17 protein-coding genes and 1 tRNA gene are annotated in these 26,988 nt (G+C 59.5%); 8 read left to right on the forward strand and 10 right to left on the reverse strand.

What is annotated here, in order from left to right:
- Positions 1-71: 71 nt before the first annotated feature.
- Positions 72-2,741, reverse strand: coding sequence for an RICIN domain-containing protein (locus tag EP30_RS08470; protein ID WP_181160851.1), 2,670 nt, complete (start codon positions 2,739-2,741; stop codon positions 72-74).
- Positions 2,742-3,349: 608 nt separating this feature from the next.
- On the opposite strand from EP30_RS08470, the gene EP30_RS08475 reads away from it, so the two are divergent.
- Entirely contained in the window at positions 3,350-4,522 is a 1,173-nt protein-coding gene (locus EP30_RS08475) for a hypothetical protein (protein WP_140557830.1), read from the forward strand.
- A 325-nt stretch (positions 4,523-4,847) separates the two neighbouring features.
- Here the strand turns inward: EP30_RS08475 and EP30_RS11165 are convergent, their stop codons facing one another.
- Positions 4,848-4,973 carry a hypothetical protein gene (locus EP30_RS11165; RefSeq protein ID WP_258185439.1) on the reverse strand — a complete coding sequence of 42 codons (126 nt, stop codon included), beginning with the start codon at positions 4,971-4,973 and terminating at the stop codon, positions 4,848-4,850.
- Positions 4,974-5,074: 101 nt separating this feature from the next.
- Positions 5,075-5,197, reverse strand: a complete 123-nt coding sequence (locus tag EP30_RS11170; protein WP_258185440.1) for a hypothetical protein — start codon at positions 5,195-5,197, stop codon at positions 5,075-5,077.
- Between the two features lie 1,022 nt (positions 5,198-6,219).
- On the opposite strand from EP30_RS11170, the gene EP30_RS08480 reads away from it, so the two are divergent.
- Positions 6,220-7,395 (forward strand): PfkB family carbohydrate kinase, encoded by a 1,176-nt coding sequence (locus EP30_RS08480; protein WP_140557832.1) that lies wholly within the window; start codon positions 6,220-6,222, stop codon positions 7,393-7,395.
- Between the two features lie 485 nt (positions 7,396-7,880).
- A tRNA-Ser gene (locus tag EP30_RS08485) sits at positions 7,881-7,969 on the forward strand.
- 207 nt (positions 7,970-8,176) lie between these two features.
- Here EP30_RS08485 and EP30_RS08490 read toward each other — a convergent pair.
- The gene (locus tag EP30_RS08490; protein WP_140557834.1) at positions 8,177-10,117 is read right to left on the reverse strand and encodes a polysaccharide deacetylase family protein; all 1,941 of its coding nucleotides are present in this window, start codon (positions 10,115-10,117) and stop codon (positions 8,177-8,179) included.
- Positions 10,118-10,338: 221 nt separating this feature from the next.
- On the opposite strand from EP30_RS08490, the gene EP30_RS08495 reads away from it, so the two are divergent.
- Positions 10,339-12,498: a DUF6541 family protein gene (locus EP30_RS08495; RefSeq protein WP_140557836.1), complete on the forward strand. Its 2,160-nt coding sequence runs from the start codon at positions 10,339-10,341 to the stop codon at positions 12,496-12,498.
- Between the two features lie 449 nt (positions 12,499-12,947).
- Here the strand turns inward: EP30_RS08495 and EP30_RS08500 are convergent, their stop codons facing one another.
- Together EP30_RS08500 and EP30_RS08505 are read right to left on the reverse strand one after the other, a co-directional pair.
- Entirely contained in the window at positions 12,948-14,462 is a 1,515-nt protein-coding gene (locus EP30_RS08500) for an amino acid permease (protein WP_140557838.1), read from the reverse strand.
- 325 nt (positions 14,463-14,787) lie between these two features.
- Positions 14,788-15,489, reverse strand: a complete 702-nt coding sequence (locus tag EP30_RS08505; protein ID WP_094663968.1) for an HD domain-containing protein — start codon at positions 15,487-15,489, stop codon at positions 14,788-14,790.
- Positions 15,490-15,874: 385 nt separating this feature from the next.
- On the opposite strand from EP30_RS08505, the gene EP30_RS08510 reads away from it, so the two are divergent.
- The 3 genes from EP30_RS08510 to EP30_RS08520 all read left to right on the forward strand — a co-directional run bounded on the left by EP30_RS08510 (position 15,875) and on the right by EP30_RS08520 (position 19,879).
- Positions 15,875-17,173 (forward strand): ABC transporter permease, encoded by a 1,299-nt coding sequence (locus tag EP30_RS08510; protein ID WP_140557840.1) that lies wholly within the window; start codon positions 15,875-15,877, stop codon positions 17,171-17,173.
- Positions 17,170-18,258, forward strand: coding sequence for an ATP-binding cassette domain-containing protein (locus EP30_RS08515; RefSeq protein WP_140557842.1), 1,089 nt, complete (start codon positions 17,170-17,172; stop codon positions 18,256-18,258). Before EP30_RS08510 ends, EP30_RS08515 begins: the two co-directional genes overlap by 4 nt.
- 409 nt (positions 18,259-18,667) lie before the next feature.
- A complete protein-coding gene (locus EP30_RS08520; RefSeq protein WP_140557845.1) occupies positions 18,668-19,879 on the forward strand; it encodes an amidase domain-containing protein in 1,212 nt (403 codons plus the stop codon).
- Between the two features lie 283 nt (positions 19,880-20,162).
- Here the strand turns inward: EP30_RS08520 and EP30_RS08525 are convergent, their stop codons facing one another.
- The 4 genes from EP30_RS08525 to EP30_RS08540 form a co-directional block, all read right to left on the reverse strand.
- Complete coding sequence (locus EP30_RS08525) at positions 20,163-21,134, reverse strand: cation diffusion facilitator family transporter (protein ID WP_140557848.1); 972 nt, start codon at positions 21,132-21,134, stop codon at positions 20,163-20,165.
- A 219-nt stretch (positions 21,135-21,353) separates the two neighbouring features.
- Complete coding sequence (locus tag EP30_RS08530; RefSeq protein WP_140557850.1) at positions 21,354-22,616, reverse strand: glutamate-cysteine ligase family protein; 1,263 nt, start codon at positions 22,614-22,616, stop codon at positions 21,354-21,356.
- A gap of 213 nt (positions 22,617-22,829) precedes the next feature.
- Positions 22,830-23,684 carry a class II glutamine amidotransferase gene (locus tag EP30_RS08535; protein ID WP_094663980.1) on the reverse strand — a complete coding sequence of 285 codons (855 nt, stop codon included), beginning with the start codon at positions 23,682-23,684 and terminating at the stop codon, positions 22,830-22,832.
- Positions 23,685-23,909: 225 nt separating this feature from the next.
- Entirely contained in the window at positions 23,910-26,387 is a 2,478-nt protein-coding gene (locus EP30_RS08540) for a KUP/HAK/KT family potassium transporter (RefSeq protein ID WP_140557852.1), read from the reverse strand.
- Between EP30_RS08540 and EP30_RS08545 the strand changes: the two genes are divergently transcribed.
- Positions 26,344-26,694 (forward strand): hypothetical protein, encoded by a 351-nt coding sequence (locus tag EP30_RS08545; RefSeq protein WP_140557855.1) that lies wholly within the window; start codon positions 26,344-26,346, stop codon positions 26,692-26,694. The genes EP30_RS08540 and EP30_RS08545 overlap by 44 nt on opposite strands.
- Positions 26,695-26,988 lie beyond the last annotated feature (294 nt).

The following is a 26,988-nucleotide window of genomic DNA, read 5'->3' on the forward strand; positions in this document are numbered from 1 at the left end:
TTATATGAAGCACACAAGTTTCCAATGATTAATTCCAATTGAGTTATCGAAGGCACCACTCCGATTCCTGCTCAATTCGTCACGGCACCGGTTACTTCATCAAAATGACGCATACGACCATCAACCGAATGCCAGCCCTTCAGCATCCAGCCATTAGGCATGTCATAATAGACTTGCCGACCATCGTTGAGACGTTTCCAACCATACGTGGTAGCACCGGTAGCATCATCAAAGTAATACCAGTTACCACCCACATAAGCTTCCCCATGAAGCATCTGACCGGTGACCATATCGTAATAAACCCATTTGCCTCCTGAAGACAAATACTTCCACCCCTTGGCCATGGCACCAGTCTGAGGGTCAAAATAGTACCAACCACTATAACGGTAGTCCTCACCGTACAACATATGTCCGCGCGAATCATATCGGACCCACTTCCGCCCAGATTCGAGCCACACATCCTCGTCATGTGCCATGTTGCCACTGGTATCAAAGTAATACCAGTATCCGTCAATAGACCGCTCTCCATGAGCCATGGCATATGAAGTTGGATCATAATATACGTGACGATCATCCGGAAGATCCACCCAGCCGGCAGCCATTTTCCCCGCGCCATCCATCCAATACCATTTTCCGGTTTCTGGATCCATGACTTCCTGTGAAGCAGCCCTTATGCCGTCGTTGTACCAGTACTTTTCACCGTCGATCGTCACCCAACCAGTGACTCCAGGCTTATAATCTCCCTTCTTCACCAGTCGGAACTGCTGGTTCATACCACCGTTCGCATTCCACAGCTCAATCAGCGATCCGTTAGCATTTACGGCACCGGTCACATCCAATACACGATTCTTATCAGCTGCATATACAGATTTAATAAACGTGTATCCCTGTGAATTCTTATAAAATTCCCACTCCTGGTTCGCGCCACCGTTCGATGAATACTGAATAATCTTGGTGCCACTCTTCGAAGACGGGCCCGCCGCGTCCAATACTTTGTCAGAGTGCGAAGCGGCAATAGTGTATTTGCCATCAGCAACTTGCTTAATCTGGAAAATTTGATTGGAGTTTCCGTTGTAATCCCAAATCTCTACAGCGGCATTGTCTTCCTTACTTGCCTCAGCAATATCAAGAGTCTTCCCGGAATAAGCGGACAGAATGTAATACTCGCCATCTTTCACCGACGTCTTCTTACCGAGACTGTCCAGACTCTGACCAGCAGGATCAAGCAGCGACTGCACCTTGGTGCGGATGTCGTCCATGCGGTCCCACATCTTCTGACCGGGGCAGGCGGTGTTGTTCGCGCTGTCGACCCAGTGGGCCTTGTCGCCGTGGCCGGTGATGCGCGGCTGGGTGCCCTTGTATTCGAACGTGTCCTTGGCGTTGGTGATGCCGAGGGCGTTGAATTCCCAGGCGATGGCGGCGGAGACCGAGTTGATCGCGGCCTCGGATGGGGCCTGGCTGGTGAAGTCGCCGAGCACGACCACGCCGAACGTGGCGGTGTTGAAGCCACGGGCGTGAGCGCCGACGGCGTTGCTTGCGGGCACGACCTGATTGTCCACGCCTTCGTCGCGGCCCTCCCAGATGCCGCCGTACTTGTCGACGAGCAGGTTGTAGCCGATGTCGCCCCAGCCGTTGGACGTGTTGTGATACACGTAGATGCCATTGATGAGTGCGGGGACTTCGGCCTGCGTGTAGTTGTTGGCCGGCTGGTAGGTGTGGTGGACCACGGCACCCTGCCAGTGGCCGCTGTTGTCGGGCTTCCAGGCGCGGGCCGGGTTGCCGGACTTCCACCATTCCTCGCGGGTGTGGATGCGGCCGGCGGAGGTGATGGCGTCGGCGGCGGTACGGATGGATGGGGTGGAGGTTGCGGACGCGGTCGCAGATACGGAATCCACAGAGTTTTCCCGGTTATCCACGGTATTCACGGCAGTCGAAGCGGCTACGCCGGAATCCACTGACTTGTTCGCGTTATCCACATCTGCAGCATCCGTATTCGTGGCCTGCGCGTCGGAGTGGGACGTATCGGACTGCGCCGCCGCGGCAGACTGCACGTCACTCGTATCGGAACGAGCCGTAACGTCTGCGCTGGTCTTCGCATTGCCGACGGCGGAATAGCCCGGATCGACGGTGATGAACTTCGCCTCGGTAATCGTCTGGCCATCCACTGGGGTCAGGCGCGCCTCGGCCTCGGTGGCAAGACCCACGTAATAGGCAGGACTGGAGCCCATCTCGCCAAGATCATCGTCAACGGACGGAAGCGTCTGCCATTCGCTCCACGCGTTGTCCTTGAAATACCGGAGTTCGAGCTTCGGTGCCTTGGCCATGTCGGTCATATCCTGCTGCTTCCACGTCACGCCCACCGTGGCCAGGCCATCGAGGTCAGCCGCGGCAACAAGCGTGCCATGCGCGGTGCCGTCGGTCAAACCGTCGGAGCCACTCTCGCCGTCGTCATTCTGGGCATCCAACCCGTACGTGGACACGTCCGACGCGGACATAAACGACTCTTCAGCGGTCTTCGGCGTATGCGTCTTCTCCACCTTGGTCGGGCCGTCCGCCGAGGCGTCCGCCACCGTCGAGGACGTCGAGGGTGCTGTCGATGTTGAAGCCGCCGAAGAAGTCACGTTGGAAACACCAGTCGGGGCAACATTCGTATCCGAACCGGATGTGGACGGGGCAGCCACGGCAGCGCCCATCGGCATCAGCATCGCCGCTGCAGCCACTCCCCCGACCACGGCCTTCATCACACGAGTCCATGCACTCATATCCGCTCGCTTCCTTCTCGGACAACACACGTATGCTCCAACCTACCCGACCCTACCTACCCGATCCGTCCGGCGGCTTCCGGCGTCATCGCACCCTGTTCATCAGGCAACCGCTTTGACATCGCCACGACTAACACCAGTGCACCTGCTCCAACATCGTCGCCATGACCGACCATCCATCCGCCAAGCAGTGGCCTAATACCTAATGGAAACCGTCGTGAAAGCTGTCTGCTCCCGGCCTATCCACGAAGCCGCATTTGATGCCCGTGTGGAATCTGCAACCGCTCACCTCTGACCTATCCCCCGTTCACTAGGCAGATGCGGCAAATCCCCAAGATATAACCACCGTTCGCTAGGTCTTTCGCAAAATAGACCAACCGGCAGCAGCCCCCAGAGAGCTCAATTCCCCATCATTCTGTTGAGGACTAGTAAAATCCAACAACCTAGCGAAGCGTACATAGACCTATACAGACCCTGGAATCTGCCTAGCGAAGCACAGATAGCCACCGAGCCCAGCCCCGCGGGCGCCACGCTATCTTCCGAGGCCGCATACATACAATGGGCGTGGGTTTTCGGCGGGAGCGGATATGCGGATCGATATTGCGGAACAACAGACCTTGGGCAAGCGCGAGAATGCACGACTCAACGAGGACGGCATCTACGCCAACGACTGCGGCAACGGATTCATCGCCGTGGTGGATGGGGTGACCAGTAAAAGCACCGCGAACATCTGGAATCCGACACCCGGGGTCGTGGCGAAGGATACGATTCTCGCCGCATTGCGGAGGGCTCACCCCGAGACCGATCTGCGCGGCATGCAACGGCTGATCGACGGTGCTCTGCGGGAGAAGTACCGCTCTGATATGGCGGCTGCGGGTATCAACGCGTGCGGGACCGACACGTGTGTGGAAGGAAACAACGAAAACGGCACGTGCACAGGCGGGTCTCTGCTCGACCACGTGCGCAATCATCCCAACGATCGGCTTCAGGCCAATGCCGTGATCTATTCGGCGGCGCGGCATGAGATCTGGCTGTTCGGGGATTGTCAGGCGATGGTCAACGGACACGCGATCCCCACCACCAAACGCGTGGATGTACTGCTCGGCGAGCTGCGCAGCTTTGCATGGCACGCGATGCGGTTGCAGGGCCCACAGGATCGGCAAAGTCTATCGGACGACTGGCAGGGCTCTTGCGATTCGCACGATCAGGCACGAGACATGATCATGCCGTTCCTGCGATTGCAATCCCAGTTCGCGAATCGGCGCGGCGAATACGGATACTTCGTATTCGATGGCTTTACAGACCCGGAGTATCCGATTCAGGTTATCAACGTCGCTCGCGGAGAATCTGAACCGCCGACTCGATCGTTGGATTGGACGTTAAAGGAATCACCAAGATCGCCAGCAGGATCAACGACGGGATCAACGGAACAGGCGACGAGAGCGAAGGCGGATTCATCGGCGACGTTGCTGCAGTCGTCGGAATCGTCTCCACAGCCATCGCAGTCTTCGATATGGCTGTCGGCACAGTCATCAACGTCCGGGGCAATCGGCGTGGTTTCGGTACGGCCGGGCGACGACGTGGTTCTCGCGAGCGACGGATATCCGATCATGCGCCCCACACTGGCGGAGTCGGAACAGGAACTGGAACGATTGCGCCGCGCGGATCCGCATCTGGTCAATGAATTCCGCACGACCAAGGGATTCACGCCGGAATTACGATCGTTCGACGATCGAACTTATATCCGCTTCGCCGCATAACGCTTCCGACACCCCGACACCTCGGCATATACCACCAATCCGGTTCGGGCAGCATTGTCCGACGCAGCAACGGCGCTCAGCAGATAACGATCGGCGGAAAAACGAAAATCCCCCAGCGGCTGAGCCGTGGGGGATTTTCAGGTGAAACTATGGGGCCGGACTTGACTGGGCACCGTCGAAACGATCGAAACGATCCACTCGCGGTGATTCAGCGGCCTTGGCCGTCGCCGAGATTCCGTTTCCGTATCGCGAAAGAAACGGGATCCCAGTTCGAAGTTCAGTTATGAGTTATGGGTTACGAGTTATCGCCGCGCCGCTAGTTGATTCAGCGAGCGTCGTCCTGCAGGTCACGCAGGGTGTCGGCGATGGCCTTGCCGGCGACCGGGTTGGCAGCCAGAGTGGAAGCGCCGTAGAGGGCCATACCGCGCAGAATGCTCTTCTTGATGTTCATGATGTTCTCCTTGTTGTTGAAGTATGTGATTGTTTATTCAGTTGTAAGTCTTGAACGCCCTGTGATCTGCGGCTATCCGCGGTCGATCAGGGTTTGTGTGCTCAGCGGGCCTCTGCCTCGCGAGCCAGGTCGATGACCGTCCGGTTCATCTTGCTGCAGGAACCGGCCATCACGGAGGCGCCGTACATAGCCAGACCGCGCATCATGCTGTTCTTGATGTTCATTGCTGTTCCTTTTCTATTTCCGTCCGCCCTGTTTGGCTGACATGAATAACGATAGAGCACCTGCGCAATTTGCGCAAGCGCTGGCGCAAAGAAACCTACCAAGTGGTTGGTATTGTGCCGTTTTGTCGGCGTGTCGCACGAAGCACTCATCTTTCCTTGAAATTACAACGGTTTGAAGAAAGTGTGATCACACTTACGATATGGTTACCAAGACATCGGCAAGTACGACACCTCTTCTTACGCTGCGATCAGCCAGTACAGGAAGACAGCGTTCCCGCGCGATGCGCAACACCATTGCCCTACTGCACGACGGCCGGCTCTGGGTAAAGCCACGTCACGAGCATCCCCTTATCGTCCTCAAATTTACCCGGTTATGCCCAGACGTCCGGTAATACCCAGAATAGATACGAACGAGACGACTACAGTCGAAGCCCGAATAATCAGCGACAGAATCAAAACACCAACTTGGCGGAATACAGCAACACAACCCGACGCATCGCAATCCGATGCCCAGCGGCAAGAGCCCACGGACCCCACGACCAACAGTGCGACGTGCACCGCAGTCCGAAATCCAAAGCGACGGCGTTCACCAGATCCCGAGTCAGCCTACGTCACCCCTGGCAACGAAGAGTCCGGGCGGCAGTCGACAACAATACGGGCTGAAAAAGACGGTTTTCGCAATTCGTAGTGCTTTACGGACGTTTCCGGGCCTTGAAACGTCCGCACACTACTACGAATCGCAGGAATCGTCTTTTTCAGCCCGTAATTTCCGCCCCGAATCCCGAACGTCGTCGCGACCGGCCCGCGATCGTATCCACATAGCCCGAGCACCAGCCCGAGCATCGCACCTATCGCGTAGTTATGCAGACATACAGCAGCGCATCCACGTCACGCAAAACACGCCACAATCGTTCGCAATGTTGATTGTCCCCGAATACCCCCGCAGTTAGAATGAAAACAGATCAGCGATGATGCTGACGCCTTAAGGGACAGGGGCACCATGTTTTTAAGGAGGTCCGCCAATGTCTGCGCACAGTAATGAAAACGAAAACGAAAACGTCGAGTCGGGAACGACCAACCCCACAGCACCCAGCTCAGCAACGCCTTCGGATGGCGCACAAAACGCACACGGCAAGGTCATCTCACTGGGCGAAGTGGCGGTCAATCTGACCATGGGTGTCAACACCATTCCACTGCCCGGCGGATTCGCATACTCGGAGAACGCCGGCACCAGCATCGGCGGCAGCTTTGCCACGCTGCAGGCCGCGGCGCGCATGGGGGCGCGAACCGAACATGCCGGCATCATCGGCAACGGACCGTGGGCGACCATGATCCGTCAGGCGTTCGACGCGGAGGGCATCGCGCACACGGGCCAGGATCGTCTGGACGAGGACTCCGGTCTGCGCGTACTGCTCAGCGACGGCAGCCCGCGCAAGACGCTCATCGCCAAATTCGGCGCCGAGGCGCATGGCTCGTTCGACTCGTTTGACGAGATCCGCCCGGAAAGCAACGACGTACTGCACATCAGCGGCAACACGCTCACCAACCGCACCGCAAGCGCAGTGTTCGCGTTCATGCGACGCGAGGACGAGCATTGGAGCGACTACGGCGGTTTTGACGAGAACGGGAATCCGCACGGGCATCGATATCAGATCGTGATCAACCCGTCGGGCGCGGTGATCGGGCATGTGAACGAGCAGCTTATCGAAACGCTGGTGCTCGATCGTCCGATCTGGACCTGTAACAAACGCGAGGCCCGCGCGGTGGCGCTCCGACTTGGCATTCCGATCACGGATCCAGAGCCAGTGATGGTCAACGGCAGCACCGAAGCGACCATGCCGGAGCTGATCGAGGGGCTGGGCGAAGTGCTGAAATCGCCGGTGATCATCCGCACCGGAGCCAGCGGCGCGTGGCTGTGGGAGCCGGATGAAATCGGCAGCTCCGAAGGCATGATCACGCACGTGCCCGCCTACGTCACCAAGGCCACGCACACGCAGTCGGCCGGCGGATGCCACACCGGCGTGCTGTGTGCGATGCTGGCACGCGGAGCCGATCTCGAGGACGCAGTGGAAGTGGCCAATGCGGCTTCGTCGATCGCGGTGTCTCGGGCCGATTCGGTTACCGGCGAACCGAGCTGCCCCACGCTTTCGGAGGCGAAGATGCTGATCGCCGAGCGGATGGAGGCGGAGCGCGGGTAGGCGCGCGCAGACGGCGAGCGGAACGCGGGTAACGAAATGTGACAGATGCGAAGCTTGGACGCAAGCGCGATAAGTGCGGCAAATACGAGGAGCCGCGGAACGGGTATTCGTATCGACACCAGACGGACACTAGCCTGATTTGTTTGGTTCTGGCCGACGGACTGTTCGCGTATCCGTACTGTCATTAACTGATGCGTGCCGGCCTCGTACTGTTGCGCACTGTCGCGCACCGGATGCGCCGGCACATGACACTCCGCGTGCACACGCAGTACACGCAACGGTGCAGCACACGCAACGGTACAGTGCGCGTGCACGTGGAGTGCAGCTTGCCGCCCCAAGCCCCACACGCCACACGCCACCTCTCACGCTCGCGACACGCCGATAACGCCTTGCAATGACGCCATTTTTTGCATTCCTCAAAAACCGTGTTATTCTTTTCAAGTTGCCTGACTGAGCAAATCTCACGAGCTCAGGATGGTGACGTTGGAGAATTCGCCTAGTGGTCTATGGCGCACGCTTGGAAAGCGTGTTGGGTGAATAGCCCTCACGAGTTCGAATCTCGTATTCTCCGCCATCAGGGATTTCGGTTCGCCGGAATCCCTTTTTTGTTATTGCCGCAGGCGTATGCGCACGCATTCTGGCCTATAACCTTAACCCCATGCGCACACATACGGCACGTAGTCACATGCGCGGTGCCCACTGGACCGGCACGCCCGCCTGGCCGGCATCAGCGCCCGCCTGGCCGGCACCGGCACACACTACCGCCGGGTGCCGCCAACCACTACCACTGGGCGCGCATGTCGCGGGAATAGACCACTTCGCCGGGGGCGGGGTAGCCGTCGAGCAGCTGCGGAACGGTGACAAGCGTGAACCCCAAGCGACGCAGATCGTGGATCACATCGGGCAGCGCGTCGGCCGTTCTCTGGTGGATGTCATGCATAAGCACGATCGAGCCGGGCCGCACCTGCGCCAGAATCTTCTCCCTCGTCTTCAACGCGTTGAGACTCTTCCAGTCGTACGAGTCCACGTCGTAATCGACCAAGCCGAGGTTCAGCGCCACGGCCGTACGACGTGACGCCTCGTCGTACGCCCCATGCGGCGGTCGCAACAGACGTACCGGCTGACCGGTGACGGACTGCACGGCACGGTTCGTGTCGACCAGCTGCTGTGCACGATCGGCGGACTTCATCGACGGCAGATCCGTATGGCTCCACGTATGGTCGCCGATCACACTGCCGGACGACAGCGCTCTGACAAGCGGGGAGATCGACGCCTCCGACCCCGTCGAACTGGCACCGGCGGAGGCACCTTCGGCACCTTCCGCATCCACCGCGCCGACGGTCTGTCCCACGGCGAAGAACGTGGCCTGCACGCCCTCATTTTCCAACGTCTGCACCACCTGCGGGCTCACGGCATTCGGACCGTCGTCGAACGTAAGCGCCACGCATTTCTGCACGCTGCAATCGATGCCGGTCTTGCGGTTCTGCGATTTGACCACAGCGTTCACTGCCGCGTTCAGCGCGTGCACGTGACCGGCGCGGGCCTGCGCGGCATCGACATCAGATTGCATGTGCAGGGCGTCGGCCGCGGTGTCGGCGGATTTGGACGCGGTTTGCGCGTCGAACGCAGGATTCGTGGCATCGGCAGCGGCGGCTTGTGTTGCCAGATCGGTGTCGACGGACAGCGCTGCACCCTGCGTTCCCGTTCCCGTCATTCCCTGCAGAGCCGTAGTGTCGGCGAGCGCGGATTCGATGGCCCGGAGGAGTTTGATACGGGTGGACGAGTCGGCCACCGCATCCTTGGAGTTGTCGAGCACCCATTGGGCATTGGCGATCGCGTTGGCGAAGGCCGTGGTGCTGCCGGAGAGGTCGCGGTCCATGGGCAGGAGTGCGGATGCGGTCGCGTTTGTGGCCGCGTTTGTGGCCGCTTTCTTGCGCAGATCGGCGACCTCGGTTTCCACCTGCTGCCATGCGGTCTTGAACTTGTGTGCCTTGCCCGCGAGCGCGGTGGGCAGTTGTTTGGCGTCACAGGCCGCGTCGTCGTATATGCCGGACGGCTCGCTCACGGTGATATCGCCTGCGTTGTCGACTTCGGCGGCGACCGCCTCCAGATGCGCGCGATTCTGTTGGTAGGCGTACTGATAGTGCTGGCAGTCGGCGATGGCGAGGCGATAATACCGGTAGCCGGACAGCGATCCGACTGCGGCAAGCGCCAGCGCGAGGATCACGATGAGGGTGACGACGACAGCGACTCGCTTGCCACGACGCTGCTTTGCGGTACGGGGGCGACGGGACGGCTTTCGTGCGGGTGACTGGGCGGACTCGGAGGACGACGAAAACGACGACCGGCGAGACCGGCGGGCGGATGTGCCGGCCTTAGACACGGAAGAGTCGGTCTTGCTGGCACGACCTGCCTGATTGGCACGACCTGCCTGATTGGCACGACCTGCCTGATTGGTGACCGAGAACGAGTCAAGATCGATGAATTCGGCGGCGAGATCAATGACCTCGGTTTCCGCGGCATGAATGCTGTCGTGAACGCCTTCGGCACGCGACACAGGCGCTGAGCGAGTGGCGGACGTCCCGGTGCCAACACCGGCACCGGCACCGACTCCCATACCGGCATCGAGTGCTTCTTCGGCTTCGACAACGGGTTGCCTGTCCCATGCGAACAGCGGACCGGTGTACTCGGTTTCCTTGCGCGTTCTGAAGTCCCGTGCCATCGTTCTCCCGTGTCTCCGTTTCGGCGTTTTCACCAACCCTCAACTCGAACAGCACAAGCATACCGGCAGGCATGGCGCATTGCCGCAGACAAGATATCTCACCTCCCGAAACCAACGGATGCAGGCCTCGGCAATGAACCGCCGGAACCAAAGCTACAGTGAAAACCGGCACGACCCCAGACACAGCAACCCCGATTCGGCGGGCACGATAGGGTGGGCGTATGACTTCGACGCAGGCCCCCAAAACCCCTGAACCCTCGGATGCTCCGAACGCGGCACCGACCACCGCACCGAAGGCTGTCACCGCAGCCGGCACCAACCCCAACACCTCGAAGAGCATCGCCCCCGTCCCGGAAGAAGCCACCACCCCCACCCCAACCGAGGCTGCTCCCGAAACCGCGCCCAGGCCCCGCGATGGCCGCGCAACCACGCAACCCCAAACCCCTGCCTCAGACACGCTCGCGCCCAAGATCACCCTTGCCGCCCGCATCGCGGGGATCGTAGGCGTTGCGCTCGCGTTTCTCATCGTGCTGGCATGGTTCCCCCGCGGCATTTGGAACAGTCCGATCCAAGGCATCGACGCCCCAGCCCATTACTACTTCATCCGGGAGCTACTGGAACAGGGGCCGGCCAAGGCGCTGTCACTACTGCCGAACGGCGGCTACTATCCCCCACTGTTCCATCTGCTCGCGGCCGCCACAGTCAAGCTGACCGCCCTGTTCGGCGTACATCTCAGCGTGTTCACCGCGCTCGACGTGGTGTGGATCGCCTCCTCCGGTCTGCTGTGGCCGGCGGGCATGCTGCTGCTTTGCTCATACTTCCTGCGCACCGCCACCCCGATCACTCGCATGGGCGCGAACCTGTTAATCCCCCTACTGGCCGTGGCCTCGGCCTCGCACCCGTTCCACATGCTCTACTCCGGCCCGCTGATCGCGTTCGGTCTGGCAAGCACGCTGCTCCCATTCCTCCTCTACTGCTCCCTGCGCTTCCTCGACGCCCTCACCACGCTGATCCACGCGCCACGCGGCCACCACCTCAGCGCAATAACCCTTCGCCCACTGTTCCTGACCGCGCTGAGCACCGCGGCAACCGGGCTGCTGTGCGTGGCGGCTCACCCCCGCGTTGTCTTCACCTATGCGCTGCTCATTCTGCCGTTCATCCTCACCCGCCTGCCGTGGAAGTTCATTCTGGCCGTGTTCGTGCTGATGATCGTCGGCGCTGGTGCGTTCCTCGCGTTCATGATCAACTTCTACCCGTCGAACCGGTATGCGGATCCCGGCGCATGGTTCCACACATTCGCCCCCACCAAAACCGTGCCGGAGGCCTTGTGGACCGCGTTCAGCGACCACCTGTCATCCCTGTCCGGCGGCACGATCGGCGGCAATCCCATGGCCGGCGCGTTCATGTTCCTTGCCCTGATCGCCGCCGTTATCGCCGCGCTCGGATTCGCCGGCAATCGTCTGCGCGATGGTATCGCCCTGACGTTGGGCTACGCGTTCGTGATCATTGTGTATGTGTGCAGCGCGTCGCTCACCGGCGCGATTCCGAATATTCTCGCCGCTCCCTGGTACCGCTCGGACGCCCGCACAGTAACGATGTTCCCGTTCGTGCTGCTGCCGCTGCTGGCGTTCGGCCTGTCCTGCGTGGAACGCGCCGTGACCGAATTCGCACTGGTCAAGACGTCACCAACGCGCGATGCCCTCAGCATTCCCGATATCCGCAACGCCCAGCACGTGCGCGGCAACGGCACTGATGACCCGCGCATCCCCAGCAGCCTGTCCCCCATCGTCTCCGCCGTCGTTGCGATCGTACTGGTCGTGTCGATGACCACAGCCATGGTTCTCGCGCAAAACAGCAACCCCATTCGCGCCACGATGAGCGAGGAGATCACACGGAACGCCAGCTACGACAAGCCCGATCAGTACGAGCAGCTCACCGCGGACAAGTACGATGCGCTGCGCCGTATGGTGGCGACGACCGGTACGCGGGCCGTGGTGATCTCCGACCCGATGAACGGCTCGATGTACGCGAGCACGCTGTTCGACGCGAACATGCTCTACCCCGTGTACAACCCGCAGCACACCAAGAACGGCGCGATTTTCGGCGAGGTTGAAGATGCGTTCGCATCCAGCGACAGCCGTCGCGTGCTGGATACGGTATGCCCGGTGGGAGGCGACGCTGGCGCGTATTTCCTGGCGATGGGCCCGCAGGCGGCCAGCCTGCAATTGTTCACGTTCAAGCAGCAGTATGATCCGTTCCACAACGAGGATCTGATCGCGCGATACGTGAACGATGGCACGCTGATCAAGGTCGACGACTACGGCAACTACGGCGACCATGCCAAAGGCTGGGCGCTCTATCGCTTCGCCTGCGGTAACTAAGTCAACTCAGCCAACGGCTGGCCCGGCCCTTTGATGGGCTCAACATCGAAATTTGGAGTCCGCAAGGGACAATCCTCGAGTTCTGTGCGGATTGCGGGGTCTTGCAGACACCAATCTCCGAGTTCTGTGCGGTCCCAGACGAGAATGCAAAGTATGACCGTTGAAATTGCAACACCCATACTCGGAATCTGCCGCCAAACACGCACAGAACTCAACGATAGGTGTCTGCAAACAACGAAAAACGCACAGAACTCGGAGATAGGTGCCTGAATCATCGAATCATCGCAGTATCGGCCTGCATGATTGAGGCATGAGAAAGCCCTCTGCCGGAACGACCCATAACGATTCCATAGGAACGTCCCACAGAGGGCAACCAGTCACGGTCAAGCAGCCAAGGCCCAGCTCTGGAACCCCGGCTACCCGATCAACCTCAACGAATCAACAACAATTCAGTCCTTGACCATCCAAGGCTTGTCATCGGGCACATCCACCACTTTGCTCGGCTTGGCGAACCGCTGTTTGAGGAAGTAGATGCCGTAACAGGCCACCAGGAAGATCAGCTCGGCGATCAGCGCGAACCGCTGCTCCACGTCGAAGAACACCAGGAAGAACGACACCGTGCACAGGATGAACGCGCCCCACGACGTCCACGGATAACCGGGCGTACGGTACTTGAGCTCATCCACGCTGTGTCCTTCGGCGATCCAACGCTTGCGGAACACGATCTGGCAGTAGGCGATCGCGATCCACACCACCACGGCGGACAGACCGGAAATGCCCACAAGCACCAGATACACCGTGCTCGCCGCCACCACGGACGACAGCAACGCCAGCAGGCCACCGGCCATGGACGCGCACAGGGCAAGCATCGGCACGCCTCGACGGTTCGTCTTGGCGAACCACACGGGGATCATGCGCTCGTGACCCAGCGACCACACCATGCGCGTGGTGGCATACAGACCGGAGTTCGCCGCGGACAGCACCGCGGTGAGCACCACAAAGTTCATGATGTCGCCGGCGAACGGCAGACCAATGCTGTTGAACACGAGCACGAACGGGCTTTCATCCACGCCGGCATCCTGCCACGGGATCAGCGCCGACATGACCACGATCGAACCGATGAAGAACAGCACCAGACGCCACAGCGTAGTGTGGATCGCCTTGGGCACGGCCACCTCAGGGTTGCGCGTCTCACCCGCGGTCACGCCGATCAGCTCGGTGCCGGAGAACGCGAAGTTCACCGTCAGGATCGTGGCGAACACCGGCATGAATCCGTTCGGGAACGCGCCGTCCTTCACCAGATTGTGGAACAGCGGCGCATGATCGTAGCCATGCACCGGCAGCGCACCAAAGATCGCCAGACCGCCGATCAGGATGAACGCGCAGATGGCCACCACTTTGATCGACGCGAACCAGAACTCGGTCTCCGCGAAGAACCGCACAGACAGCGCGTTCGACACGAAGATCAGCACAATGCACGCCGCACTCCATATCCACGTGGGCGTGCCGGGGAACCATCGCTGCATGAGCAGTCCGGCGGCAGTGAACTCCGATCCGAGCGCCACCGTCCAAGTAAGCCAGTATTGGATCGCGACCACGAAGCCCGTGGCGGGTCCGATGAACTTGTCCGCGTAGACGTGGAATGATCCGGTGACCGGCATGGCCACCGACAGCTCGCCGAGCGTAAGCATGACCAGATAGACGATCACCGCGCCGATCGCATACGCAAGGATCGTGCCGATCGGACCGGCCTGATGGATCGTATATCCGGAGCTCAGGAACAGACCTGTGCCGATCACGCCGCCAAGCGAGATCATCTGCAGATGGCGGGCTTCCATGCCGCGCTTAAGACTGGTGTGAATGGCGTGCGTATGCGGGCCCTTCGGGGTTTCCTCGCCGGTTCCGTCCGCAACGGTCGCGGTCGATTCGCCGGTGGCCGCTTCGCCAGATTGACTGGTTGTCATGGTGTTCTCTCTGGTCGTTCTCTATATGTCAAATCGTCAAATATATGCGCCAAATAATACGAGGCGATGCGTGATACCACATAGTAGATTCATAGCGATCCGCGCCACATACGTTTTGGCCGAATCACTAGCATAGTCAACAACGCGGCGGGATGGGTATTCAGAACGCAAAAAATCTGGGCTCTCGAGCCTCGAAAAGGCCTGAAAGCCCAGATCCGGTGCCAGATAACAGCAGATATCGGCAGTCATCGGCAACGACGAATCGCTGTCGCCTATCGATATCCGACGATCATCCGCGGCAATGATTACTCGGCGATCGCTGCGGTCACTTGGCGTCGATGAGCACCATGTGATACTGCTCGGCCATCTCCTTGAGGCCCTTCGGCTCGCCGTAGATGCCGACCAGATCGCGCATGCGCTGTTCGTTCGCCTTACCGAACTTGGCGCAACGCTGGATCGCCTTGGCGGCGGTCACGAAACGCGGCGGCGCGGACTTGCTGTTGAAGTTGTCGGCGTACATCACGATCTCCTGCTCGGTAGTGCGCGGCACGTAGTCGGCAACAGGCAGCGGCAGATGCTGCTGCTCCACCATCTCCTTGGTGATGCCCACGCCGGTGTGGTTGCGGCAGAACTGGGCGATCTCCTCGTCCACGCCCTCGGCCTTGAGGATGTCGTAGCCGGCCAGACCGTGCAGGATGTAGCGGTCGCGGTTGAACGAGACAGGCTCTCCGTTGGTACCGTCGTTGTCGATGACCTCGTAGGTGCCGATGTCGTGCAGCAGTGCGCCGACGACGGCCTTGTCGGTGTCGAGCAGACGGGTGGGGGCCTTGGTCGTGTACTGCTGGATCAGGTCCTTGCCCAGCACGTCGGCCTGCACGTACAGACGGTTGCGGAAGCGGCAGATCTCACGCACCATGTTCGCCACGATCATGCAGTGGCGGTACACCAGCTCGTAGGCTTCCTGCGAGGGCGCGTACTTGCGGTGCAGATCATCGATTTCATCAAAGTTTGGAATCATATCGCCCATCTTAGAACCAACCGAGGGCCCGGGTCTCGGCCGGCTCATCCCCGCGTTGTTAGTGTGATCACACTAACCGAGTGGAGAAGTCCCTGTAAGCCCAGAAAGACCTTCCACCTTAGTGTGATCACACTAACCGGCCTGATGCACCCCATGGCCACCCGCAATCACCCGCCCCATCAGAAATCTCCCAGTTTTTCCACAGGAGTAGCCTAGAAAGGGAACAGTGAACGCACACATACTGTGCCCATAGTGAACAAGGGCCGGATTCTGCCTTGACGCACGCTGGCATTCGCATTCGCGCATCCGAGCATCCGCATCGGATATCCGCAACAATCGCGAGCGCAGCGGCATGAACGATCGGCCGACACTGTAAACGGAACTGGAGAAGTACATGTTCGTCCTGAAGAACACATGGGCAGCGATGGGGCGCCACAAGGCGCAAACCATACTGCTGGTCCTGACCGCCGTGGCCGTATCGTTCGGCTCGATCGTGAGTCTGTCCATACTCGACGCCGCGAACACGGCGACTACGACCACCTACAACGCGCTGACGCCGTCGGTCGTGTTCCGTGTCGATCGCAATCGCATCATCGCCAAGGAGGGCGGTGACGCCAGCAAGGTGGATTGGACGAAGTACAACCTGTCCTGGGAGAAGTATTCGGAGTACGTGGAGAAGGCGACGAACGCCGGCGTGCAGCTGGCGAACGCGCATTCCGGCGAGACGGCGAAGGTGAGCATCGACGGCCTGTCCGCCACGAAGGACGGCGCCCAGCTGGCGATCACCGGTTTCTCCGACGCCGATGCCGTGGCCGACAGCCTCAACGGTTCGTACACCGTGGTCCAGGGCAAGGATCTCAGCTACGATTCCAACAACGACGAGAACGCAGCCAGCAGCGTGCTGGTTCCGCAGGCGCTGGCCACCAAGAACAATCTGAAGGTGGGCGACACGATCAAGCTCGCCAATCCGACTGATGCAAGCCAGCCACTGGAGGTCAAGATCGCGGGCATCTACAAGACCAAGTCCGCGGCATCCGAGGCGCAGACCGGCATCGATCAGGACAATACGCTGCTCGCAAGCACGGCGGTCACCATGTCCGCGGGCCTGACCGGCGTGGACACCACCGCCACCAATAATCTGCTTGACATCGCGATGGTGTTGCAGAGTCCGGCCGATTATTCGAAGTTCGAAACGGCCGTGCGTAAGGCCGGCCTGAGCACGGATTACATGATCTCATCGCCCACGATCGACAAGTACAACGAGAAGATCGATCCGTTGAAGAGCGGTGCCGGCAAGGTGCGTATGGGCATGATCGCGCTGTTCGTGGCCGGCGGTGTGATCGCGCTGCTGCTGATCGTGTGGGGCATCGGCCGTGCGCGCACCGGCGAGGTGAGTTTCCTGACCATGGTCGGCGTGACGCGCGGACGTATTGGATGGCAGTTCTCGCTGGAGAACCTGCTGCCGATCCTGATCGGCTGGATCGCGGGCACGGTCGGCGGATTCTTCGCCGCCAAACCGCTGTCGAACGCGCTGGCGGCGGGTACGGATGCGGCCGTGAACGCCGGTACCATCTGGACGATGGTGTGGATCGGACTGGGCACGCTGGCCGTGACGATGGTGATCTGCCTGGTGCGTGCGAATCTGACCAAGGCGGCGACGATGCTGGGATCGCGAATGGAGGAGACCCGATGAGCGACGACAAGAAGATCGACGAGACGACTGACAAGACGGTGGATAACGTTGCGGATACCACTGCGACAAACGCCAATGACGATGTGATCACCAAGTTCGACATCGTGTTCGATGATGTGGATGGCGCGGATGATGCCGATTCCGGTACGGCCGGTACGACCGGTACGGATGACGGCGACGATACGGCGGCATCCTTGGTCGACGCGGATGCCGATGCATCCGAAACGTCTAGCGAATCCGACGCCGACAACACCGAAGCCGAGTCCGACGTCGACGATTCCGACGCAGACAAGACCGATAAGGCCGATAAGGCAGACGGCGCAGCAACCACGTCGGCCGTTAAGACGCTCCCGGTCGAATCCGTCGAAGTGGTGGAGGCGGAATCCACCGCGAAGCACATCGATCATGAGATCCGTCACAAGGACGCGTTCAAGTTCAAGGCGTATCCGGTGCTGGCGCTCAAGCACGCCTCCTACGCGCCGGACCGCAAGGGCGGCGATGTGCTGCATGATGTGAGCATGGAGTTCTACGCCCGCAAGACGCATGCGGTGCTGGTCGATGCCGAATCCGAACACGCGGCCGTGATGGGACTGCTGTCCGGTCTGATGCGCCCGACCGACGGCAAGGTGATGTTCAAGAGTCAGGATCTGCTGGAGCTCATGCCGCAGGAGTACCGCGGTCATTTTGTGGGCATCGTCTCGCAGAAGTACGCGCTGCTGCCGTATCTGAGCGCGGTGGAGAACATCGTGATGGCTATGGAGGCGTCGGGCCGCAACTTCCTCAAGGCCAAGCCGATCCTCGCCGCGGAACTGCTCGAAAACGTCGGCTTTCCTGACGAGAAGAATGACGTTCGCGTGACCGATCTGCTCGAGGTGGACCGTCGCAAGGCGGCCATCGCCCGCGCGCTGGCCTGCGAGCCGGCGGTGATCCTGACGGATGAGCCGACCGGTCAGCTGGGCGACGATGGACGGGACGAGGTGCTGAAGCTGCTGCGCTCCCTCACTCGCAAGGATGATCACTGCGTGGTGATCGTGACCGAGGACCGCGATCTCGCCAAGTCCTGCGACTACACATACACGCTGTAAACAATTGTAGGCAATTACGCGCAGAGGTCACAGACAACAGACAGGAGCCTTCCACCATGCATGGGTGAGGGGTGCGGTTCATTCACCGGACTGCACCCCTCACCCATATCCAGCGGCAGGTCAAAAACGAGTTCTCATTACCGATGCAGGAACGGACGCAGAACGCGGCATATCCCACGGGCACCTTCTTGTCGATGTCCCCTGTCATACTGTAAATATATTTATGAATACGTAGTTGTATTCGCTCCTTTCGATAAAACTAGCACTTTAACAGGGCGCTAGCTCCCAATAAACTATCCGCATTCTCCCGATTCTTAATTCAGCGCATAGACAGGCCTAGGGTTCCGCGAACTCCAAACAACACAACTGAAGTATTCTTGTCTATCTATAATAGAAGGGAACCGACCCTATGAGAGGGTATACCCAAAAAACAATGTCGCTCTTAGCGTCATTCATCATCGCAATTTTTTTTAGTTTTCCATTGACCATCGCCGCGACAAATGCGTCACAATTGGACTCGCAAAGTACTGATACTACAGCGTTCGACAGTGATACCGCCGCCCAGAAGTCTCTTACCGACTACATAAAACAGCTCGAAATGGTTTACGAGTCTGACAATAACAGCGATAGAGAATCTAACATCAACTCATTGGCAGAAGATCAAGTAGGTTATCTGAGAGATACCTACATAAATTCAGGCATGCACATTCAAAATGCTGAAATAGATACCAAGGTTCTCACAGCTTCGCGCGACGGATCCGATATGAAAATAGCCACTGAAATGACTACCGTAATCACATATGAATATCGTGCAGAGGACGGACAACATACCGACTATTCCTCAAGTACCGATATACACAATATCATTCTGAAGAAAATAACGGGCCATACATACACGATCACGTCCGATACTCTAGTTCCCGAGGAAGAAACCGACGTAGCATCGTCACCTTCATCTTCTGCGCCATTGGATATTTCCTCTGATCCCGGCCTTACATCAGAGCAAGTACTTACCCAGCTTAACTCTACCGATATGTCTTTGCCACCTCACCCATACGCAGGAGCAAAGCCCGTGGTGGAACCTCAATTATCCGCTGACTATGCTCTTAAATGGACCGCTCCCCCATATGATGGGGATGAGAGAGAAGATTACAATTCAGATTATCCATACAATGGGGAACTACATGATTGTACAAATTTTCTTTCTCAAGCAGTTCATGCAGGGGGACTACAATATCAACTCTACGATTATGATCCCTATAATTCATTAAATTGGAAGCCAACCATCATGTTTCGCAATGGTTATACTTGGCACAATGCCGAAGCAAGCTACCAGTACATGAAGAAAAATGCATATAACATCTTTGATGACATACGCATGGACACCGGAAGTCTCATTTATGTTGATTGGTCAAATAGTGGGAAGATGAGCCACGCTCTCATGATCACAAGTGCAGGACGTATTTTCTTAGAAACTGGCGAAATTAGGTTCGTCCCTAATATCAGCCAAAAATCCAGAAATAGGCACAATGAGCCACTCCAAACCTATGTGGCACGAGCAGTAAAGGAAAATCCCAACCTTCGCTGGCATCCGCTAGCCACAAGATGGATCCCGTTGTAAATAATTAAAGCAATCCTCCATCAAAACACCGCCTAGAAATCAGAGGTTTTTACTACAGAAAGCCGAAAGGAATTTCTAGCAAAAATTCTCTGGTACAGACGGAAACCTTTTGCCATGGTTTCACCATTTCCCACCATACGACAGAACTTTCCACCATGTATGGGTGAGGGGTATGGTTCATTCACCGAACTGTACCCCCTCACCCATACCTCGCTCGCCCTTAGTGTGATCACACTAAGAAAAAGAACGAGACGCAACCGGTACCACCGGTACCGGCGGCAATCTAATCATGAAAGACGCCGTCGCGGATGTTGGTGTATCCCTCCGGTTCGATCTGGAACGTGGAGTGCTCCACCGAAACGGGGAAATGATCACGCACGCAACACTGCAGCGAGGTGAGGATCGCCTCGTAGTCGCCGATCGTGTCGGCGTCTACCACCACATGCGCGCTGAGCGTCGGCATGCCGGTGGCCACGGTGTTGGCGTGCAGATCGTGCACGTTCACCACATGCTCCACATTGCTCAGATGCGTGCGTACCTCTTCCAGATCCAATCCCTCCGGGGTCTCCTCAAGCAGCACCTTCATGCTGGAGTGCAGCAGCTTGCCGGCACGCGGAATCATCAGCAACGCGATGATCGCACCGGCGATCGAATCGAAATTCCCCCATCCGGTGGTCATGACGAGCACGGCGGACACGACAACCGCCACCGAACCGAGCGCATCGTTGGCCACCTCCAGGAACGCGGCCTTCATGTTCATGTTCGCCTTGCGGTCGCCGATCAGAATGACCAGCGATCCCAGATTCGCCGCCAGACCGATGATGCCGAAGATGAGCAGCAGGAACGGGTCCTGCACTTCCTCGCCGTTGCCGAACAATCGCATGACCGCTTCGATGAGCGCGTACAGACCAACGGCCATCAGGGCGAGCGCGCCTCCAGCGGCGGTGATCACCTCGAGTCGCGCCCAGCCCCATGTGCGTTCCGAATTGGGTTTGCGTCGCATCAGGATGGCGGTGATGGTGGACGCGGCCAGCACCGAGATGTCGGTGAGCATATGGCCCGCGTCGACCATCAGGGCGAGGCTGCCCGTGATGACCGCGCCGATCACCTCGGCGAGGAACACCGTGCCGGTGAGACTGAGCGTGGCGATCAGCCGACGGGCGTGCCCCGGATCACCGGGATCGCCACCATGCGAGTGCGAATGCCCGTGTGAGTGCCCGGTACCGTTCTTCACGTCCTGTTTCACGTCTGTCATACCCCACACTGTATCCCGTTGAGTATTTCGATGGGGCATATCCGCGTATTGTGCGCCGAGCGAGGAGCCATGGCGAACGACGGCGAAGGATGATACACGGATACACGAAAGCGGGTGGACACGGATTCGTGGGAAAAAAGGAACCTCGTTTGAAGGAACCTTGTTCCGTCGAATCTGCATCCACCCGCTCAACCAGTCGTCAACGCGGCTCGCAAGCCCTCAGCTCTGGAACACGTCCGGACGCTGCGGATCGCCCGGTTCGGTGTCAAGCGTGCCTTCGGCATGCAGGAACTCGCGCCAGAACTCAAGACTCTGACCGTACGGATGCGCGTCGGCACCGTGCGCCTGCAGATCGGCCTTGGCCTCACGCACGTCGAGCGAGGTCAGACCGTCGAAGTACGACAGCAGTCCCGAGAACTCCTCCGGCGAGTAGAACAGGTTCGACACGATCTCCGTCAGACGTTGCGCACGCGCCACCGGCAGCGAATCCCAGTGACGCAGCTCGACGAAGTTCTTCAGTCGCACATCGTTGAAATGCGTGGAGATCAGATGGTTGATCTCCGCCTGATTGAGCTCACGATCCGGGTAGATCGCGGCCGCATCGTCGTACGGCGCGGAGAACACCGGTCGATCGCCCGTGTACTCGGGCGTATGCGATAGGTCGGCGATGAACACGGGCGTGGTCAGCACGTCGGTCGCGTAATGCTCCCAATCGTAGTTGTCGTCGTACAGACCCCACAGCTGGTTCGTGCGCTGCGGATCGATCCAATCCCACATCTCCTGACGCAGCAGCGGGAACGGATTCGGCTCCTTTTCGAAGAACGGGGTGTTGCGGAAGAACCACGCGAGGATCGGGCCGATGGCCGTGCCGATGCGCAGCTTGTCGATCGAATCCTTCTCGCTGAAGTAGTCGATGCTCACCTGCGTGGATGCGGACGCGCGCATCATGCAGTAGCCGTAGCGGGCGATGCGGGCGAAGTATTTCTGCATCGCGTAGTAGCGGTGCTTGGGGATGATCTCGATCTCCTTGTAGGAGGTGTCGGGCTGGTATCCGTAGTTGATCAGTCGGATGTCGAAACGGTCGAGGATCGGGTCGAGATCGCGACGGAACTGCGCGTACAGTGCATCAAGATCGTCGGCGTGACGGAGCACGCCCAGCGAACATTCGATCTGTCCGCCCGGTTCGAGGGACACGGCGATGCCGGGCTTGCCGAGGCCGAGCAGATGGCCGTCCTCATAGTATTCGCGCGTGGGATCGTAATGTGAGGCGAGCGCCTGCAGCACGTTGCGGATGCCGTGCGGTTCGGCGTATGTCACCGCCTTGCCGGTGGATTTGCGGATGGGCAGATGCTCGATCTCCACACCGAAACCGTAGTTGTCGGGGCTTTTGATGCCGGATTCGAAGAACTTCAGCAGGCTCTGCACATGCTTGGGATTCGGCTTGGTGCCCTGGTGGGCAAAATCGAAGGCTCGTATCGTCATGCCTCGAGCGTACTGCAACCCGCTCCCCCGACATGTGCCGGACGCTATACGAATAATCGATAGATCGCGCAACACCCCCCGCTTCCCGGCCTCCCCGACTTCGTCCTTCACGCTTAGTGTGATCACACTAAGAGTCGGGAGTCTAAGTGGGAGTAGGGCTTGGGGATGTTTGCACCAGTTAGTGTGATCACACTAACGGTGGGGATTAGTGGATTACAGCTCCTCGATTGCGTATTCGCCCGTCTGGTTGGACGCGATGATCATGTGATTGTTCGGCAGGGTCTTCCAACCGTCACGCTCACGCTGCTCGAATCCGGAACTGGCGGCCACCACACCGCCGTTCTTCAGTTCGCGATACCGGATGCGACGATAGTCGGCCGCATGCTCCACCTGACCGTAGCGCGCGTACAGCTCCTCGATCTCCTTCTCCGGCTTGAGACTGCCGACCGCGTGCACGCAGATGTAGGTGTCGCCGGTCTGAATCATGCAGTTGTACGACGACCGCGGATACTGCGCACGCAGATCGCGGATCGTCTCGCGCACGGCGTCATGCAGGGCCAGTCCCTTGTGATGGTAGGCGAGAACGAGGGCGAAGTACACGGCAGAGTCGCTCTTGCCACCGGTACGCAGCATGTCGAGTTCGGAGACGGGCTTCTTTGGAGCGCGCACGATGTTGCGCTGATTGAGATCGCTGATATCGCCGTTGTGAATGAACGAGACACCGTCGGCGAAGAACGGCTGCTGATTCTCCATGATCAGCGGCAGACCGGACGATGCGAGACGCAGATGATAGAGCGCGCCGCGAGCGCCCTGACACTCGATCGAACGGAATACTGGATCGGCGTAGGCGGACGACGTGGATTTGTACACGCTCACATTCGCGGACGGCGACGGCGCCCCGCCGTCCTTGGTGCCGGCGGGCTCGTACGGATCGGTGATGAGCGCGGCACCCCAGCCGTCGTTGTGAATGATCGCCATCTGCTGGAACGTTTCCAGCTGCGAAGACGTCAGCACGTCGTCAAGGCTCTGATTATCACCTGAAGTAGCGTATCCCAACAGTCTGCACATAGTCTTCCACCATACCGGCTTCCCGTGTCAACTTGCCCACGGTGTTATAGAACATGGCTATAACGATCGGGAACCGTCGGCGAACGATCGACGACGACGGCAGAATTGACGACGGACGATTGCGGCAGCCAAACGATTGCGGCAGCCAAACGATCGTGGGCGGCCCCGCCGCGAGATGTCCTGAGACATCCGTGGCTGGACCGCCCACGTCATTCACGTGCCGGATCACACGCTGGATGCCGGCCGCAGATCGAAGTTGGGCTTGGACCGATACCGGTGCACATCGTGCACGGGATCGTCCTCACGACCGGCCGGACGCAATCCTACGGCATCCGGATTGCTCTCGCCGGACGGTGTCGGTGTCGGAGACGAGGACGACACCGCACCCGATGCCGACGGCGGTACGAGAGCACCCGCGAACTGGCGCGTATCGTCGGCCGCCATCCTTGCGGCGCGTGCGTTCTCCGCCTCCTCGCGCTGCTCGGCCTGGATCTGCTGCAACGTGATCGGACGCTTCGACTTGCGCAACGCCACACGCTTGAGCGCCGGCACCTTATGTGTGGAGAGGAACAGCGGCTGCACCTCCACCACCGGGTTGTAGGCGGACAGGCCGAACCACTGCGCGGGGCTGCCCGCGAGATGACGGATCGCGTACTTCACACGCAGCAGCGTGGAACCGCGTTCGGTGATCTTCGACTCGGGCATCAGCGCCTTGTGCACGAGCACGTACTGGATCGTGCCGATCTGCGGGTCCTCGTCGAGCTTCGGATAGATGCTCGACTGCTTGGGCAGCGTGCCGTCGTTGATCAGATCGTGCATGATCTGATGCAGGTACGTGGCCACGTTCTGCGACACCTTGAATCCCAGGCGGATACGCACACGGAACATGAAGCTCGTGCCGAAGTTCTCCACGGAGTACTCGCGCGTGAACGGATCGTCGGTCACCTGCACGGAGACCGCCCACCAGGCGCGGGCACGCTTCGGATGATTGCCGAAGATCGAGTAGAAGATGTCGGTGTCGAGTCGACGCAGTTCCGGATCGGACGTCAGGTAGACCAGATTGTCGGCGTAGTACGGCAGCTTGAAGTCGCGATGCAGCGCATCGAGCGCGGGCAGAAACTCCTTGGGCCACATGTGACGACGCTGCGAGCGCTCCACCTTGGTGCCCTGATCCCACACGACCATGATGCCGAGGATCGCCAGCGTGAGCAGCATGGTGAACCAACCGCCGTGCAGGAACTTCGACATGGATGCGAGGAAGAACAGCGTCTGGATGGCAAGGAAGATGATCGCGAACACGATCGCGAACACGCGGCGCTTCCAGCCGTTCCAGATGTAGGCGGCGAGCAGGATCGTGGTGGTGATCATGGTGATGGTGAGCGCCAGACCGTATGCGGCGGTGATGTGCTCGGAATCACGGAACAGGGCAAGCACGCTCAGCGTGGCCACGCACAGCACCAGATTGATCGACGGAATGTACAGCTGACCGCGGGTTCGGGCCGGATAACGCACTTGCAGATGCGGCATCCAGTTGAGGCCGGTGGCCTCCGAAACCATGGTGAACGCGCCGGTGATCAGCGCCTGCGAGGCGATCACGCCGGCCGCGACGGACAGCACCACGGCCACCGAACGCAGGTTCGGCGTCATCATCTGGAAGAACGGGTTGAGGCTCTTGATGTCGTACAGGCTCTCGTTGTTCTGGTTGCGCAGAATCCACGCACCCTGGCCGAAGTAGTTGAGCACGAGCGCGATCTTGATGAACGGCCAGGTGGTGTAGATGTTGCCACGACCCACATGGCCCATGTCGGAGTAGAGCGCCTCGGCACCGGTGGTGGCGAGGAACACGGTGCCCATGATCGCCAGTCCGGCCTTGTTGTTCGGATCGAACAGCAGGAAGTCGATGCCGATGACCGGGTTGAGCGCCTCGAACACGCTCCAGTCGGTACCGATCGAGAACACGCCCACCACGGCGAGGAACGAGAACCAGATCATCACGATCGTGCCGAACACCTTGCCGATGCGTTCGGTGCCGCGCGACTGGATGCTGAACAGACCGAGGATGATCACCACGGTGATCATGAGCGTGAGGTTCTCGTTGGCGTCGAATACGGGTGCGAGCTGCGGAATGGTCTGCAGACCTTCGACTGCGGACGAGATCGACACGGCCGGTGTAAGCACGGAATCGGCGAGGAACGCGGCGCCGCCGATCATGGCCGGCCACGCGAGCCACTTGCCGTAGCGGCGGACCATGCTGTAGAGCGCGAAGATACCGCCTTCGCCCTTGTTGTCGATGCGCATGGCGATGAACACGTACTTGATGGTGGTGATCAGCGTGATCGACCAGAACAGCAGGGACAGCATGCCGAGCACAGACCCACGGTCGGCGTACTGGATGCCGCCCTGTCCGGCGAGGAACGACTGGGCCATATACAGCGGCGAGGTACCGATGTCGCCGTAGACCACGCCGAGCGCCACGATGCACATGGCGAAGCTCACGCGGTCCGGGCTGGACTGCACGCGGCGCCACCAGCGTCCGATGCGGGTTCGCGGTTCGCGTGACGTCTTACGGGCGGCCTTGGCGGCGGCCTTCTTGGCGCGCTCGGCCTCTTCGCGCTCCTCGGGCGTCACGATGCGATGCGAAGTCTTGGGAGCCTTGGTGATGCTGACCGGCGGAATGAGGGATCCGCTGTCCTCGGCGGTCATTGGATCCTTGGGAGCCGTTGTCGAAGATTTCGTTGACGGGGACTTTGCCGATGTGGGCTTTGCCGTCGATGCAGCCGGTGCCGATGCAGCCGATTTTGTCGTGGTCTTTGCCGCGGCCTTCGCCGCCGATTTCGCTGCTGGTTTCGCAGCCGCCTTTGTCTCGGCCTTTGCCGACGGCGTTTTTGCCACGGCCTTCGCTGTCAACGCCGGTTTCGTCGTGCTCTTTGCTGACGTTTTTGCCGCCGACGTCGTCACCGTTCTCGCGGACGATGCCGCCGGCTTTGCGGATGCTTCTACCCGATCCTGATCCGCCTGTTTATGCTTGTCGGGACCGGAATCCGACGACTCCGTCGACTCGTCCGACGATGTCGAACCGGTTTCACCGGCGGATGCCGACGCCGTCTGCGTCTGACTGGATCGAATCGTCTGACCGGATGTAGATGTATCGGATATGTTAGGGGTTCGCGTTCGCGATTCTCCCTGTTCCCTTCCCTTGTCCGCCGGCTTGGCGCCGGTGTCCCTGAGCTCTTCCGCCACCTGGAACCTCCAACAATTCCGCGCATCCGAGGACACGCAAAACCTTGTGAATATCTCGTGACCT

Origin of the sequence: Bifidobacterium sp. UTCIF-39, assembly GCF_006408715.1 — a bacterium.
Classification (GTDB): domain Bacteria; phylum Actinomycetota; class Actinomycetes; order Actinomycetales; family Bifidobacteriaceae; genus Galliscardovia; species Galliscardovia tissieri.

What these genes read in the sequence shown, in the direction of transcription:
- EP30_RS08470 (WP_181160851.1), bottom strand. Translation starts at nt 2,741, where the DNA reads ATGAAGGCCGTGGTCGGGGGAGTGGCTGCAGCGGCGATGCTGATGCCG.
- EP30_RS08475 (WP_140557830.1), top strand. Translation starts at nt 3,350, where the DNA reads ATGCGGATCGATATTGCGGAACAACAGACCTTGGGCAAGCGCGAGAAT.
- EP30_RS11165 (WP_258185439.1), bottom strand. Translation starts at nt 4,973, where the DNA reads ATGAACATCAAGAAGAGCATTCTGCGCGGTATGGCCCTCTACGGCGCT.
- EP30_RS11170 (WP_258185440.1), bottom strand. Translation starts at nt 5,197, where the DNA reads ATGAACATCAAGAACAGCATGATGCGCGGTCTGGCTATGTACGGCGCC.
- EP30_RS08480 (WP_140557832.1), top strand. Translation starts at nt 6,220, where the DNA reads ATGTCTGCGCACAGTAATGAAAACGAAAACGAAAACGTCGAGTCGGGA.
- EP30_RS08490 (WP_140557834.1), bottom strand. Translation starts at nt 10,117, where the DNA reads ATGGCACGGGACTTCAGAACGCGCAAGGAAACCGAGTACACCGGTCCG.
- EP30_RS08495 (WP_140557836.1), top strand. Translation starts at nt 10,339, where the DNA reads ATGACTTCGACGCAGGCCCCCAAAACCCCTGAACCCTCGGATGCTCCG.
- EP30_RS08500 (WP_140557838.1), bottom strand. Translation starts at nt 14,462, where the DNA reads ATGACAACCAGTCAATCTGGCGAAGCGGCCACCGGCGAATCGACCGCG.
- EP30_RS08505 (WP_094663968.1), bottom strand. Translation starts at nt 15,489, where the DNA reads ATGGGCGATATGATTCCAAACTTTGATGAAATCGATGATCTGCACCGC.
- EP30_RS08510 (WP_140557840.1), top strand. Translation starts at nt 15,875, where the DNA reads ATGTTCGTCCTGAAGAACACATGGGCAGCGATGGGGCGCCACAAGGCG.
- EP30_RS08515 (WP_140557842.1), top strand. Translation starts at nt 17,170, where the DNA reads ATGAGCGACGACAAGAAGATCGACGAGACGACTGACAAGACGGTGGAT.
- EP30_RS08520 (WP_140557845.1), top strand. Translation starts at nt 18,668, where the DNA reads ATGAGAGGGTATACCCAAAAAACAATGTCGCTCTTAGCGTCATTCATC.
- EP30_RS08525 (WP_140557848.1), bottom strand. Translation starts at nt 21,134, where the DNA reads ATGACAGACGTGAAACAGGACGTGAAGAACGGTACCGGGCACTCACAC.
- EP30_RS08530 (WP_140557850.1), bottom strand. Translation starts at nt 22,616, where the DNA reads ATGACGATACGAGCCTTCGATTTTGCCCACCAGGGCACCAAGCCGAAT.
- EP30_RS08535 (WP_094663980.1), bottom strand. Translation starts at nt 23,684, where the DNA reads ATGTGCAGACTGTTGGGATACGCTACTTCAGGTGATAATCAGAGCCTT.
- EP30_RS08545 (WP_140557855.1), top strand. Translation starts at nt 26,344, where the DNA reads ATGCTGACCGGCGGAATGAGGGATCCGCTGTCCTCGGCGGTCATTGGA.
- EP30_RS08540 (WP_140557852.1), bottom strand. Translation starts at nt 26,387, where the DNA reads ATGACCGCCGAGGACAGCGGATCCCTCATTCCGCCGGTCAGCATCACC.